Raw genomic sequence first — 12,479 nt, 5'->3', positions numbered from 1 at the left:
ATCGGATGCATCCTTCGTGTTGCATCCCTGTTCAACCATCAGGCCGCGTTCCGGTTCCCGAACGGGCCTGCTCAGTCTCGCTGCATTGCCGCGACCAGACGCGTGATGTTCAGACGATACATCTTCACGAAGCTGTCGGCCTCGCCGCCCGGCGGCGAGAGCGCGTCGGAATAGAGCCGGCCGCCCACCTTCACCTTCGCCTCCCGCGCAATCTGCTCGATCAGTCGTGGATTGGCGATATTCTCGAAGAACAGCGCCTGCACCCGTTCGCGCTTGACCTGCCGGATCAGCCGCGCCACGGCTTCGGCCGAGGCTTCGGCATCGGTGGTGACGCCCTGCGGCGCCAGCAGCACGATCCTGAACCGGTCGGCCAGATAGCCGAAGGCATCATGCTGGGTGATCGCCTTGCGGTAGGCGACCGGCAAGGGCGCGAACTGCGCCACCGCCCAGTCATCCAGCGCCTTCAGCTCGGCCGCGTAGGCGGCACCGCGCTGGCGATACTGTTCGGCATGGGCCGGATCGGCCGCCGCCAGGCCGGCGGCGATGGTGGCAACGTAAGCCTGCATGCGCTGCAGGTCGTGCCACAGATGCGGATCGTCGACCGCGCCGGCCCTGGTTTCATGGCCATGATTGTGGCCGTGATCGTGGCCGGCCTGCGCGCCCATGCGGCGCGGCGTGATGCCCGCGGTGGCCACCACGCGCGGGCCGTTGAACCCCGAGGCTGCCACCAGACGGTCGAGCCAGGGTTCGAAATTCAGGCCATGCGAGACCAGCAGCCCGGCGGTGGCAACGCTGCGGGCATCGCTGGGCGTCGGCTGGAAGACATGCGCGTCGCCCATGGCCGGCACCAGCGTCGCAACCGCGACATGCTCGCCGCCGACCTGGGACACGACATCGGCCAGGATCGAGAAGCTGGCGATCACGCGCAGCTTCTGCTGCGCCTCGCTCCGGGCCGGCAGGACGACCAGCAATGCCAGGATCAATACCGCAAACAAGCGCATCTCAGGCCTCCAGATGACGGCGGCGGTGCCAGAGCAGGAACAGTCCCTGGCGACCGCAGCCGAGCGAGAGGATGTAGGCCGCGCCGGCAAACAGCACGATGGACGGGCCGGATGGCAGATCGGCATGGAAGGACAGCAGCAGGCCGCAGTAGCCCGACAGCGCCGCGATCAGCGCGGCTACCAGCATGGCGCTGACCAGCGAACGGCACCAGTAGCGCGCCGCCAGTGCCGGCAGCATCATCAGGCCGACCGCCATCAGGCTGCCAAGCGCCTGGAAGGCCGCCACCAGGTTGACCACCACCAGGCCGAGGAAAATGAAATGGTACAGCGCGCCGCCGCCGGGTTGCACGCTGCGCAGGAATTCCGGGTCGAAACCGTCGGCCAGCAGCGGGCGGTAGATCACGGCAAAGACCAGCAGGCTGATACTGGCCACCGCGCCCAGCAGCAGCAATGCCGGTTCATCGACCGCCAGCACCGAGCCGAACAGAATCTGCATGACATCGACCGCCGAGCCGCGGGTGGAGATCAGCGTGACGCCGAGCGCCAGCGCGATCAGGTAGAAGGCGGCGAAGCTGGCATCCTCGCGCTGGTCGGTGGCGCGCGTGGCGGCGCCGGCGGCCAGCGCCACCACCAGGCCGGCGATCACGCCGCCGATGCTGATCGCCGGCAGCGAAAATCCCGCAACCAGGAAACCGATGGCGGCACCGGGCAGGATGGCATGGCTCATCGCCTCGCCGAACAGGCTCATGCGCCGCAGCATCAGCACCACGCCGATCGGCGCGCTGCCCAGCGCCAGCGCACAGCAGGCGATCAGCGCACGCCGCATGAAGGCGAATTCGGCGAAAGGTCCGAACAGAAATTCATAGGCCGCGCTCATGCGGGTCTCCGGCGAGTCAGCATACGAGCATCAGGCCGCGTGATCGTGGTGATGATGATCATCACCATGATCGTCGATGGCACAGAGCGGCGCGTCTTCGTCCCAGGATTCCGACATCTGGCGCGCCGCCAGCTGGTTTTCCGGGGTCAGCACATCTTCGATATGGCCCCAGGCGATCAGACGGCGGGCGAGATAAACCGCGTCAGGAAAGTTCTGCCGCACCAGCTCGAAATCGTGCAGCACGGCGATCACCGTGCGCCGTTCGGCATGCCAGCGCCGCAGCAGCGCCAGCAGGTCGGCGATGGTGCGCGCATCCAGCGCATTGAACGGCTCGTCCAGCAGGATCACGCGGGCATCCTGCACCAGCACGCGGGCAAACAGCGCGCGCTGCGCCTGGCCGATGGAGAGCGTGCCGAGCGGACGCTGCTCGAAACCTTCGAGACCGACGGCGCTGAGGGCTGCCCGCGCCGCTTCGATTCCCTGCCTGCCGATGCGGCCGAAGGCGCCGGCGCGCTGCCAGTGGCCGAGCAGCACCAGTTCCAGAACCGAAATGGGAAAGCCGCGATCGAGGCTCGACTGCTGCGGCAGGAAGGCGATGTCGCGGGCCCTGAGCGGGCCGCGCTCGATGCTGCCCGCCGCCACCGGCAGCTGGCCGACAATGGCCTTCAGCAGGGTGGACTTGCCGGCGCCGTTGGGGCCGAGGATGGCGGTGAGCGAGCCGGGCGCAAAGCGGCCGCTGACATGATGCACCGCCGGATGACGGTCATAGGCGACCGTCACATCGGTGAGCCGGATTTCGCCTGGCAGCATCAGTCTGCTCCCAGGGCCCACCAGATCGCCGCCCAGAGCGCGGCGATCAGCGGCAGCAGCGCAGCCATGCGCAGGCCGATGCCGGCGGTGAGCACGGCAATCGGCAGATCGAAGGCTAGACGCTGGCGGGCCGGCCGCTGGGCGGCGGACCGATGGTGCTGGTGGTCGGGCATGGCGATGATCCTAGATGTTATCTTATAACATGCAGTATTCACCTCCCGTCAACCGCCATGCCCTAAACCGGTCACATTCCGCTGCCAAACCCGCCGCACCGGCCGGCTGGCCAGTCATTTCTGTGCAAAACCGAGTTCGATCCTCCATGGCCCGTTCGCCACGCCGCAGCAATCCGCAGAAGAAGTCCACCTCGGGCCGCGGCAAGCCGGGCAAGACTTCCGGTGGCCGGCTGAAACGGCTTTTCTCCTTCAACGCCTCCGGCAGCTGGCTTGGCCGGCTGGGCAGCCTGGCCCTGGTCGTCGGCATCTGGGGCTGCATCGCGGTCGGCGCGCTATTTGCCTGGTATGCCTATGACCTGCCCGATTTCGACGACCTCTATATCGTGGAGCGCAAAAGCTCGGTCACGCTGAAAGCCGCCGACGGCATGGTGCTGGCCACCTATGGCGACCTCTATGGCGAGCACCAGGCGCTGAAAGCCCTGCCGCCGCATCTGCCGCAGGCGCTGATCGCCACCGAGGACCGCCGTTTCTATTCGCATATCGGCATCGACCCGCTTGGCCTGGCGCGCGCGAGCTTCGCCAACCTGCGCGCCGGCCGCACCGTGCAGGGCGGCTCGACGCTGACGCAGCAGCTCGCCAAGAACGTCTTCCTCAGCCCGAACCGCACGCTGAAACGTAAGGTGCAGGAGCTGATGCTGGCCTTCCGGCTGGAGCAGAAATTCAGCAAGGATCAGATCCTGGAGATGTATCTCAACCGCGTCTATTTCGGCGCCGGCGCCTATGGCGTGGAAGCGGCGGCGCAACGTTATTTCGACAAGCCGGCAACGAAACTGACGCTGGGCGAGTCCGCCATGCTGGTCGGCCTGCTGAAGGCGCCGTCGAAACTGGCGCCGACCGGCAATATCAAATCGGCGCAGAGCCGCGCCGCGCAGGTGCTGCGCAACATGGCGGCTGCCGGTTTCATCACTTCCGAAACGGCCGAGGCGGCGATTGCCAGGCCGACGCAGCTGGCACGCTCGCGCCTGCCGCTGCCCAATGCGCGCTACTTCGCCGACTGGGCCATCGAGGAAGTCTACCAGCTGGTCGGCCGCGACCATGCCGATCTGACCGTCTACACCACGCTCGACAGCCGCCTGCAGGGTGGCGCCGAACGCTCGATCGACACCCTGATGGATCGCGAGGCCGAGAAGCAGGATGTCGGACAGGCCGCGCTGGTGGCGCTGGCGCCCGACGGCGCGGTGCGCGCCATGGTCGGCGGCCGCGACTATCTCGACAGCAGCTTCAATCGTGCGACGCAAGCCCGCAGGCAGCCCGGCTCGGCCTTCAAACCGATCGTCTTCCTGACCGCGCTGGAACAGGGCATCCGGCCCGACGATCAGTTCGTCGACGGACCGGTTGATATCAGCGGCTGGAAGCCGCGCAATTACGACGGCCAGTATCACGGCACCATGACGATGCGCGAGGCAGTGGCCCGCTCGATCAATACCATCGCGGTGCAGGTGGATGAAAAGGTCGGCCGCGAGAAGGTGATCGAGACGGCACGCCGCCTGGGGATAACCAGCGACCTGAAACCGCATCCCTCGCTGGCGCTCGGCGCCTTCGAAGTGGGCGTGCTGGAGCTGACCGCCGCATATGCCGCTTTCGTCAACGGCGGTTATGCGATACAGCCTTACGGTGTTCTGGAAATCCGCGACAGTCAGAACAGGGTGCTGTTCCGTCGCCAGACCGGGGGAGCTTACGCGCATATGATCGGCAGCGAAGTGCTGGGCGATCTCAACGACCTGCTGCGCGGCGTGGTCGAACGTGGCACCGGTCGCGCCGCCCAGATCGGCCGGCCGGTCGCCGGCAAGACCGGCACGACCTCGGATTACCGCGATGCCTGGTTCATCGGCTATACGCCGGACCTGATCTCCACCGTCTGGGTCGGCAACGACGACAATTCGCCGACCAGAAAGGTGAGCGGCGCCGGTCTGCCCGCCCAGATCTGGAAAAGCTTCATGGCCGATGCCCTGAAAGGCCGTGCGGTCAGCGACCTGCCGCAGGCGCCAAGCCGCAATTTCAGCCTGCCCTCGCTGTGGGACCGCATCGTCGGCAGCTTCGGCGGCGGCAGCCCGGCCCAAGCGCATCAGGCCGCACCGGTCCCGCCCCCGCCCCGCAGCACGATCGAGCCGGCGGCGCCGCCCCCCAACGAAATGGCACCGAATACACAGCCGAGCACCGAGCCGCAGATGATCTGGCAGGTCGGTCCGCAGCCGGTGGGCCGGTAATGCGGCGGTGGCTGGCGTCCCTGCTGTTCGTCTTCGGCCTCTGCGCGTCGGCGCAGGCGGCCGAGGGTGTGGTCAGTCAGCAGGTCAGCTTCACCTCCAATGACGGCAGCGTGCTGGCCGGCACGCTCACCCTGCCGGCCGGAACGACCGAGCGCGTCCCCGCCCTGGTGCTGCTGCAGGGCAGCGGACCGACCAACCGCGACGGCAACCAGCCGCCGGTATTGCGCACCGACCTGCTGCGCCAGATCGCCGAAGGCCTGGCACGGAAGGGCATCGCCACGCTGCGCTACGACAAGCGCGGCATGCATGCCAATGCCGCCGGCCGGCCAGCCGATCCGGCCGACTATGCCGCCTATTTCAACTGGGGCCATTTCGTCGACGACGCCTATGCAGCCTATGCCTTCCTGCGCGCGCAACCCGGCGTCGACCTGCACAAGACCGGCCTGCTCGGTCACTCCGAAGGCGGCACCATCGCGCTCGACCTCAGCAGCCGCCTGCAGGCCGGGGAGAAGCCGGCCTTCCTGATCCTGATGGCAACCGCGGGCCGCCGGCTCGATGTGATCGTGCGCGAACAGCTCGACCGCCAGCTCGGCAGCCTCAAACCCGGGCAGAAGCGCGCCTTCCTGGCCGAGAACGATCGCATCTCGCAGGCGATCCGCGATACCGGGACGGTGCCGGCGAAACTGCCGCAGGCGCTGAACGGACTGTACCCGTCTTACAGCGGGCCGTTCTGGCAAGCGCAGCTCAAGCTCGACCCGGCCGAACTGGCCCAGCGCTATCCGGGGCCGGTGCTGCTGGTGCAGGGCGATGCCGATATCCAGGTCTCGGCCCAGCGCGATGCGGTGGCGCTGGACCGCGCCCTGCAGAAACGCAGCGAGGACGACCACACCCTGATCCTGCTGCCGCGCACCAGCCACAATCTGAAACCGCTGCAGGACGACAAGGATTCGGGTATCGAAGGCGAGATCGATCCCACGCTGACCGACCGCATTGCCACCTGGCTGCTGAGCAAGCTCGCGCCCTAGACGGCCGCGCCAGACCGCCGGATCAGCAGCAGATAGCTGAGCAGCGTCGCCACGCCCATGGCGGCGACGGCGATACTGAGCGGCAGCGCCGTGTCATTCAGCGCATGGCCGACGGCGATGCCGGTGACAGCGGCGACGCTCATCTGCACGAAGCCCATCAAAGAAGCGGCGGCACCGGCCATATGGGCGAAGGGCTGCAGTCCGCCGGCCTGGCCCTGCGGCATGGTGAGACCGACCCCCATGGTGAACAGCATCATCGGGCCGATCAGGCTGAACCAGTGCCAGCCGCCACCCGCCATCCAGGCCAGCAGCTGCAGCAGTCCCATGCCCAGGCCACCCAGCGCGCAGAGGCCGGCGCCAAGCAGCAGCATGCGATCGACGCCAAACCGGTGCGTCAGCCGCGTGCCGATAAAGCCGCCGCAGATATAGCCGACCACGATCAGCAGGAAGCAGTAGCCGAACATCGTCTCGTCGACGCCGAAGACCACACGCAGCGTAAACGACGAGCCGGAGATAAAGGCGAACATGCCGCCATAGGAAAAGGCAACGCAGGCGACATAACCGCGGAAGCCTGCATGCCGCGCCAGCGTGGCGAAGTTATGCAGCATCGGGCCGATGCGGGTGGCCAGCGGATTGCGGCGCTGGTTGCTCTCGGGCAGGAAGACCAGCACGCAGAAACCGAAGATGCCGCCCGCCGCCGCCATGGCGAGGAAGTTGGCCTGCCAGCCGAACCAGCTGTGCAGATAGCCGCCCAGGATCGGTGCCACCGCCGGGGTCAGGCCCAGCACCATCGCCATCATCGACAGGGCCTGGGCGGCGGTGGCACCCTCGAACAGGTCTCGCGCAATCGCACGTCCCAGCACCACCCCGGCACAGGCGCCGAGCGCCTGGCCGAAACGCCACAGGATCAGCCATTCGATGCTGCCGGCAAAAACGCAACCGATCGAGGCCAGCGTATAGAGCGCCACCCCGGCCAGCAGCACCGGGCGGCGGCCGAAGCGGTCGGAGAGCGGGCCGTAGACCAGCTGCATCAATGCGAAACCGGCGAGAAAGACACTGAGCGTGAGTTGCACGGTGGCAGCGTCGGTGCCGAACAGCCCGATCAGCACCGGCAGCGACGGCAGATACATGTCGGTGCTGAGCGGCCCGAGCGCGATGGCGCAGCCGAGCAGAAAGACCAGGGCCGCAGAGTCGCGCGCCAGGGGTCGCAGCATCATTCTCACCCGTGCAGATGCAGGGCGGCACCGTGGCGGCGCAGCCAGGACCGGGCGGCGCGCAATTCGCTCTCGCTGCCGAGCAGGCGGGCGCAGAGCGACCAGAAGGCGACGCTGTGATCCATATGCTTCAGATGCGCCACTTCATGCGCCACCAGATAGCGGGCAATGGTCGGCGGCGCCAGCAGCAGACGCCAGGAGAAGGACAGGTTGCCATGCGCCGAGCAGCTGCCCCAGCGGCTCTGGGTGTCGCGCACGGTGACACGGCGGACGCTGACGCCGATCCCGGCCGCCATCTCGCGGGCTGCTGTGCCAAATTCCTCGCGCGCCCGGCGCTTGAGCCAGTCGCGCAGCCGGCGCGGCAGATGCTCGACCTGACCGGTGACATGGATTTCGCTCTCTTGTATCCAGACCCCACCACGCGCCGCCGGCCGGTGGCGGATCGTGTGCGGCGCACCATAAAGCGGCAGCACCGCCCCGTCCTGCCAGGGCTGGGTTTCCGGCCGTTCTTCCTGACGGGCCAGAATCCAGTCGACCTGTTCTGTCACGAATTGCTGCCCGGATTTCAGGCTTGCCCGAGTCGGCAGCACCAGGACCACCGAACCATCCCTGGGCATTACCCGCAACAGCATACGCCTGGCCCGGGAATCACGCTTTACGAGAAAGGGGAAGCTGCGCGCCCCGACGGTCAGGCTGTCCGGACCGATTTCCACAGGCGCAGAATAAGGCTTGGTCAATACCGGCCCCTTGTCATATAACCGTAACAAATCTTACGTGCGAACGTCATCGTAGGAACCATAAAAACGTCGGCCACCCCCGACTCAGGGCGGATTTCTTTAGCACTGGAGACTGAACAATGAAATCGACAGGGAAACTCGCGCGCGCCGCGTTCGCGCTGCTGGCTGGCACCGCTATTGCCTTCAGCGCCGGCGGCGCCTTGGCGCAGGCCAAGGATAATCGCATCGAGCTGCAGTGGTGGCATGCGATGACTGGCGCCCTGAACGAGCGCGTCAACGAAATCGCCGAAGGTTTCAACAAGGGCCAGGACAAGTACAAGATCGTTGCCGTCAACAAGGGCAGCTATCCGGAAACCCTGACCGCCGCCATGGCCGCCTTCCGGGCCGGCAAGGGCCCGCATATCGTGCAGGTCTTCGAAGTCGGCACCGGCACGATGATGGCCTCGCGCGCCGCGATCAAGCCGGTGTATGAGCTGATGGCCCAGAACGGCTACAAGTTCGACCCGGGTTCCTACATCAGTGCAGTGACCGGCTATTACAGCACCTCGGATGGCAAGATGCTGTCCTATCCGTTCAATTCCTCCACGCCGGTGATGTATTACAACAAGGATGCCTTCCAGAAGGCCGGCCTTGATCCGAACCAGCCGCCGAAGACCTGGCAGGAATTCGAGCCGATGCTGCGCAAGCTGAAGGCTTCGGGCAGCACCTGCCCGTTCCAGACCAACTGGCAGACCTGGGTGCAGCTGGAGAATTTCTCCGCGCTGCATAACGTGCCGTTTGCCACCAAGTCGAACGGCTTCGATGGCTTCGACACCGAGCTGAAATTCAACAGCCCGCTGCATGTCCGCCACATCACCACGCTCGCCGGCTGGATGAAAGAAGGCCTGATGGTGTATGGCGGCCGCAAGAACGAGGCGAACGCCAAGTTCGTTTCGGGCGAATGCGCCATCCATATGGAAAGCTCGGCCGGTTACGCCACCTTCGCCCGCGGCGCCAAGTTCAAGTGGGGCATCGCGATGCTGCCCTATTACAGCGACGTTCAGGGCGCCCCGCAGAACTCGATCATCGGCGGCGCTTCGCTCTGGGTTCTGGGCAAGCACAAGGCCGAAGAATACAAGGGCGTTGCCCAGTTCTTCGACTACCTGACCTCGACCGAGAATCAGGTCTGGTGGCACAAGAATACCGGCTACCTGCCGATCACCCCGATGTCCTATGAAGCCACCAAGCAGCAGGGCTTCTATGCGGCCAATCCGGGCACCGATACCTCGGTGCAGCAGATGATGCTGAAGCCGCCGACCAACAACTCCAAGGGCCTGCGCCTGGGCAACTTCGTCCAGATCCGCGATGTGATGGACGAGGAGCTGGAAGCGGTCTGGTCGGGCAAGAAATCGCCCAAGGAAGCCCTCGACACTGCCGTGGAGCGTGGCAACCGCCTGCTCCGCCAGTTCGAGCGCGACGCCAAGCGCTCATAATGAGCTGATTCGGTCCTCTTAACGGAAGCCCGCGCCTTGACTTTGTAAGGCGCGGGCTTTTCTTTGGCGCCCCATGGAAAAACGTGTCGTCTTTCAAAATCGCTATCTGCCCTATCTGCTGATCGCTCCGCAGATCGCGATCACCATTGTCTTCTTCTTCTGGCCGGCCAGTCAGGCGGTCGTGCAGTCGGTGCTGCGCGAGGATGCTTTCGGCACCCGCAGCTATTTCGTCGGCATGGAGAATTTCCTCGCCCTGTTCGAGGATGAGTACTACCTGAACTCCTTCAAGATCACCGCCCTGTTCAGCACGCTGGTCACCACGATCGGCCTGTCGCTCTCGCTGCTGCTCGCGGTCACCGCCGACCGCCTGGTGCGCGGCACCACCGCCTACAAAACCCTGCTGATCTGGCCCTATGCCGTGGCGCCCGCCGTGGCCGGCGCGCTCTGGGGCTTCGTCTTCCTGCCCGGCCCGGGCATCTTCGCCTGGCTGCTGCTGCAGGCAGGCGTCGACTGGAACTTCCACCTGAACGGCAACCAGGCGATGTTCGTCGTCGTCGTCGCCGCCACCTGGAAGCAGATCTCCTACAATTTCCTGTTCTTCCTGGCAGGCCTGCAGTCGATCCCGAAATCGCTGATCGAAGCGGCCGCCATCGACGGCGCCGGCCCGATCCGCCGCTTCTGGAGCGTGGTTTTCCCGCTGCTGTCGCCCACCCTGTTCTTCCTCGTCGTCGTCAACGTGGTCTACGCCTTCTTCGAAACCTTCGGCGTGATCCATTCGCTGACCCGCGGCGGCCCGGCCAAGAGCACGGAAATCCTGGTCTACAAGGTCTGGTATGACGGCTTCGAGGCGCAGGATCTCGGCGGTTCGGCCGCCCAGTCGGTGATCCTGATGGCCATCGTGATCGGCCTGACCGTAATCCAGTTCCGCTACATCGAGCGCAAGGTTCACTACTGATGATCGAGCGCCGCCCCGTTGCCAATGCCTTCGGTCACCTGATGCTGGTGGCGATGATTATCATCGTTGCCTTCCCGATCTATCTGGCCGTGGTCGCCGCCTCGCATACGATCCAGGATGTGTCGCAGACGCCTATGCCGCTGCTGCCCGGCGCCGAGCTGCTGACCAATACCGCGCGCGCCCTGTTCGACGGCCCGCAGCTGGTCGGCGTCAGTGGCGCGACCCCGGCCATCGTGCTGATGATGAACAGCCTGATCATGGCGATTGCGATTGCCGTCGGCAAAATCATCATTTCGCTGCTGTCGGCCTTCGCCATCGTCTACTTCCGCTTCCCGCTGAAGAATTTCTTCTTCTGGATGATCTTCATCACCCTGATGCTGCCAGTCGAGGTGCGCATCATTCCGACCTACAAGATCGTCGCCGATCTCGGCCTGCTGGATACCTATACCGGCCTGGTGCTGCCGCTGATCGCCTCGGCCACCGCCACCTTCCTGTTCCGCCAGTTCTTCATGACGGTGCCGGACGAGCTGGTGGAGGCCGCCCGCATCGACGGCGCCGGCCCGATGCGCTTCTTCTGGGACATCCTGGTGCCGCTGACCCGCACCAGCATCGCGGCGATGTTCGTGATCCAGTTCATCTACGGCTGGAACCAGTATCTCTGGCCGCTGCTGATCGCATCGGATTACAAATATCAGACTATCGTGCTGGCGATCGGCCGCCTGATCCGGGCGCCTGACGCCTTCTATGAATGGCCGGTGATCATGGGCATGGCCGTGCTGGCCCTGCTCCCGCCGGTGCTGGTCGTGGTGCTGATGCAGCGCTGGTTCGTCAAAGGTCTTGTTGAAACGGAAAAGTGAGCGCCCTCATGGCGAAGGTGACGCTGAAAAGCGTAAAGAAGAACTACGGCCCGGTTAAGGCCATCCATGGTGTCGACATGGAAATCGCCGATGGCGAATTCATCGTCATCGTCGGCCCATCCGGCTGCGGCAAGTCAACCCTGTTGCGCATGATCGCCGGGCTGGAGGCCATTACCGAAGGCGAGATCGTGATCGGCGACCGCGTGGTCAACGATATCGAGCCGGCCGATCGCGACATCGCCATGGTGTTCCAGAATTATGCGCTCTATCCGCATATGAGCGTGCACCAGAACATGTCCTATGGCCTGCGTATCCGTGGCATGGACAAGGCCAATATCGAAAAGCGCGTGCAGCGCGCCGCCGAAATCCTGCAGCTGCAGCCCTACCTGCAGCGCAAGCCGCGCGAACTGTCGGGCGGCCAGCGCCAGCGCGTCGCCATGGGCCGCGCCATCGTGCGCGAACCGAGCGTCTTCCTGTTCGACGAACCGCTGTCCAACCTGGATGCCAAGCTGCGCGTTCAGATGCGTCTGGAGATCAAGCGCCTGCACCAGCAGCTCGGCGTCACCTCGATCTATGTGACCCATGACCAGGTCGAGGCGATGACGCTCGCCGACCGCCTGGTGGTGATGAATCAGGGCCGCGCCGACCAGATCGGCTCCCCCTTCGATGTCTACGGCAATCCGGCTACCACCTATGTCGGCGGCTTCATCGGCTCGCCGGCGATGAATTTCCTTTCATGCCGGGTCGAAACCGGTACTGGCGGACCGAAAGCCGTGCTGGCTGACGGCACGGCCCTGATGCTGCCCGCCGAGTGGACGCCGCCGGCCGGCAATTACACGATCGGCATCCGCCCGGAAACCATGCGCATCGCCCGGCCGGGCGAGACGGCGCAGCTGCATCTCAATGTCGATGTGGCGGAAGAACTGGGCGCAGACACCCTGCTGCACGGCAAACTCGGCGATGAAGACCTGGTCGCGCGGGTGCCCAGCCATGCCGGTTATCACGACCATTCCCGTCCGGGCCTGATGATCGATATCGCCCGCGCGCATCTGTTCGATCCGGAAAGCGGCCTGCGTATCGCCTTGTAAAGC

12 protein-coding genes are annotated in these 12,479 nt (G+C 65.3%); 6 read left to right on the top strand and 6 right to left on the bottom strand.

Annotated elements, in window-relative coordinates; genetic code table 11:
* Nucleotides 1–71: 71 nt before the first annotated feature.
* The 4 genes from OJJ21_RS16345 to OJJ21_RS16330 are packed head-to-tail and all read right to left on the bottom strand — an operon-like array spanning nt 72 to nt 2,861.
* Nucleotides 72–1,001 (bottom strand): zinc ABC transporter substrate-binding protein, encoded by a 930-nt coding sequence (locus tag OJJ21_RS16345; protein ID WP_297687808.1) that lies wholly within the window; start codon nt 999–1,001, stop codon nt 72–74.
* A gap of 1 nt (nt 1,002) precedes the next feature.
* Nucleotides 1,003–1,878, bottom strand: a complete 876-nt coding sequence (locus OJJ21_RS16340; protein ID WP_297687806.1) for a metal ABC transporter permease — start codon at nt 1,876–1,878, stop codon at nt 1,003–1,005.
* Nucleotides 1,879–1,908: 30 nt separating this feature from the next.
* Complete coding sequence (locus tag OJJ21_RS16335; RefSeq protein ID WP_297687804.1) at nt 1,909–2,688, bottom strand: ABC transporter ATP-binding protein; 780 nt, start codon at nt 2,686–2,688, stop codon at nt 1,909–1,911.
* A complete protein-coding gene (locus OJJ21_RS16330) occupies nt 2,688–2,861 on the bottom strand; it encodes a hypothetical protein (RefSeq protein WP_297687802.1) in 174 nt (57 codons plus the stop codon). The genes OJJ21_RS16335 and OJJ21_RS16330 overlap by 1 nt, the downstream gene beginning before the upstream one ends.
* Before the next feature lie 146 nt (nt 2,862–3,007).
* On the opposite strand from OJJ21_RS16330, the gene OJJ21_RS16325 reads away from it, so the two are divergent.
* Both OJJ21_RS16325 and OJJ21_RS16320 read left to right on the top strand, forming a co-directional pair.
* Entirely contained in the window at nt 3,008–5,128 is a 2,121-nt protein-coding gene (locus OJJ21_RS16325) for a penicillin-binding protein 1A (RefSeq protein ID WP_297687801.1), read from the top strand.
* On the top strand, nt 5,128–6,153 hold the full coding sequence (locus tag OJJ21_RS16320; RefSeq protein ID WP_297687799.1) for an alpha/beta fold hydrolase: 1,026 nt from the start codon (nt 5,128–5,130) through the stop codon (nt 6,151–6,153). The genes OJJ21_RS16325 and OJJ21_RS16320 overlap by 1 nt, the downstream gene beginning before the upstream one ends.
* Here the strand turns inward: OJJ21_RS16320 and OJJ21_RS16315 are convergent.
* Together OJJ21_RS16315 and OJJ21_RS16310 are read right to left on the bottom strand one after the other, a co-directional pair.
* Nucleotides 6,150–7,370: a multidrug effflux MFS transporter gene (locus tag OJJ21_RS16315; protein ID WP_297687797.1), complete on the bottom strand. Its 1,221-nt coding sequence runs from the start codon at nt 7,368–7,370 to the stop codon at nt 6,150–6,152. The genes OJJ21_RS16320 and OJJ21_RS16315 overlap by 4 nt on opposite strands.
* 2 nt (nt 7,371–7,372) lie before the next feature.
* On the bottom strand, nt 7,373–7,984 hold the full coding sequence (locus tag OJJ21_RS16310; protein WP_297687811.1) for a SprT family zinc-dependent metalloprotease: 612 nt from the start codon (nt 7,982–7,984) through the stop codon (nt 7,373–7,375).
* Nucleotides 7,985–8,223: 239 nt separating this feature from the next.
* On the opposite strand from OJJ21_RS16310, the gene ugpB reads away from it, so the two are divergent.
* From ugpB to OJJ21_RS16290, 4 genes are all read left to right on the top strand, one after another.
* Entirely contained in the window at nt 8,224–9,576 is a 1,353-nt protein-coding gene (ugpB, locus tag OJJ21_RS16305) for a sn-glycerol-3-phosphate ABC transporter substrate-binding protein UgpB (protein WP_297687795.1), read from the top strand.
* A gap of 73 nt (nt 9,577–9,649) precedes the next feature.
* The gene (gene ugpA / locus OJJ21_RS16300) at nt 9,650–10,531 is read left to right on the top strand and encodes a sn-glycerol-3-phosphate ABC transporter permease UgpA (RefSeq protein WP_297687793.1); all 882 of its coding nucleotides are present in this window, start codon (nt 9,650–9,652) and stop codon (nt 10,529–10,531) included.
* Nucleotides 10,531–11,388 carry a sn-glycerol-3-phosphate ABC transporter permease UgpE gene (gene ugpE / locus OJJ21_RS16295; RefSeq protein ID WP_297687791.1) on the top strand — a complete coding sequence of 286 codons (858 nt, stop codon included), beginning with the start codon at nt 10,531–10,533 and terminating at the stop codon, nt 11,386–11,388. Before ugpA ends, ugpE begins: the two co-directional genes overlap by 1 nt.
* 8 nt (nt 11,389–11,396) lie before the next feature.
* The gene (locus OJJ21_RS16290; RefSeq protein ID WP_297687809.1) at nt 11,397–12,476 is read left to right on the top strand and encodes a sn-glycerol-3-phosphate import ATP-binding protein UgpC; all 1,080 of its coding nucleotides are present in this window, start codon (nt 11,397–11,399) and stop codon (nt 12,474–12,476) included.
* Nucleotides 12,477–12,479: the final 3 nt, after the last annotated feature.

Source organism: Ferrovibrio sp., assembly GCF_025869515.1.
Taxonomy (GTDB): domain Bacteria; phylum Pseudomonadota; class Alphaproteobacteria; order Ferrovibrionales; family Ferrovibrionaceae; genus Ferrovibrio.
Note: the sequence above shows the minus strand (reverse complement) of the source record. Positions and strands in the feature narration are given on the sequence as shown.

Bases quoted from the DNA above. Each gene is read 5' to 3' on its own strand.
- ugpA (WP_297687793.1), top strand. From the start codon at position 9,650: ATGGAAAAACGTGTCGTCTTTCAAAATCGCTATCTGCCCTATCTGCTG.
- OJJ21_RS16340 (WP_297687806.1), bottom strand. From the start codon at position 1,878: ATGAGCGCGGCCTATGAATTTCTGTTCGGACCTTTCGCCGAATTCGCC.
- OJJ21_RS16325 (WP_297687801.1), top strand. From the start codon at position 3,008: ATGGCCCGTTCGCCACGCCGCAGCAATCCGCAGAAGAAGTCCACCTCG.
- OJJ21_RS16310 (WP_297687811.1), bottom strand. From the start codon at position 7,984: ATGCCCAGGGATGGTTCGGTGGTCCTGGTGCTGCCGACTCGGGCAAGC.
- OJJ21_RS16330 (WP_297687802.1), bottom strand. From the start codon at position 2,861: ATGCCCGACCACCAGCACCATCGGTCCGCCGCCCAGCGGCCGGCCCGC.
- OJJ21_RS16290 (WP_297687809.1), top strand. From the start codon at position 11,397: ATGGCGAAGGTGACGCTGAAAAGCGTAAAGAAGAACTACGGCCCGGTT.
- ugpB (WP_297687795.1), top strand. From the start codon at position 8,224: ATGAAATCGACAGGGAAACTCGCGCGCGCCGCGTTCGCGCTGCTGGCT.
- OJJ21_RS16320 (WP_297687799.1), top strand. From the start codon at position 5,128: ATGCGGCGGTGGCTGGCGTCCCTGCTGTTCGTCTTCGGCCTCTGCGCG.
- OJJ21_RS16345 (WP_297687808.1), bottom strand. From the start codon at position 1,001: ATGCGCTTGTTTGCGGTATTGATCCTGGCATTGCTGGTCGTCCTGCCG.
- ugpE (WP_297687791.1), top strand. From the start codon at position 10,531: ATGATCGAGCGCCGCCCCGTTGCCAATGCCTTCGGTCACCTGATGCTG.
- OJJ21_RS16335 (WP_297687804.1), bottom strand. From the start codon at position 2,688: ATGCTGCCAGGCGAAATCCGGCTCACCGATGTGACGGTCGCCTATGAC.
- OJJ21_RS16315 (WP_297687797.1), bottom strand. From the start codon at position 7,370: ATGATGCTGCGACCCCTGGCGCGCGACTCTGCGGCCCTGGTCTTTCTG.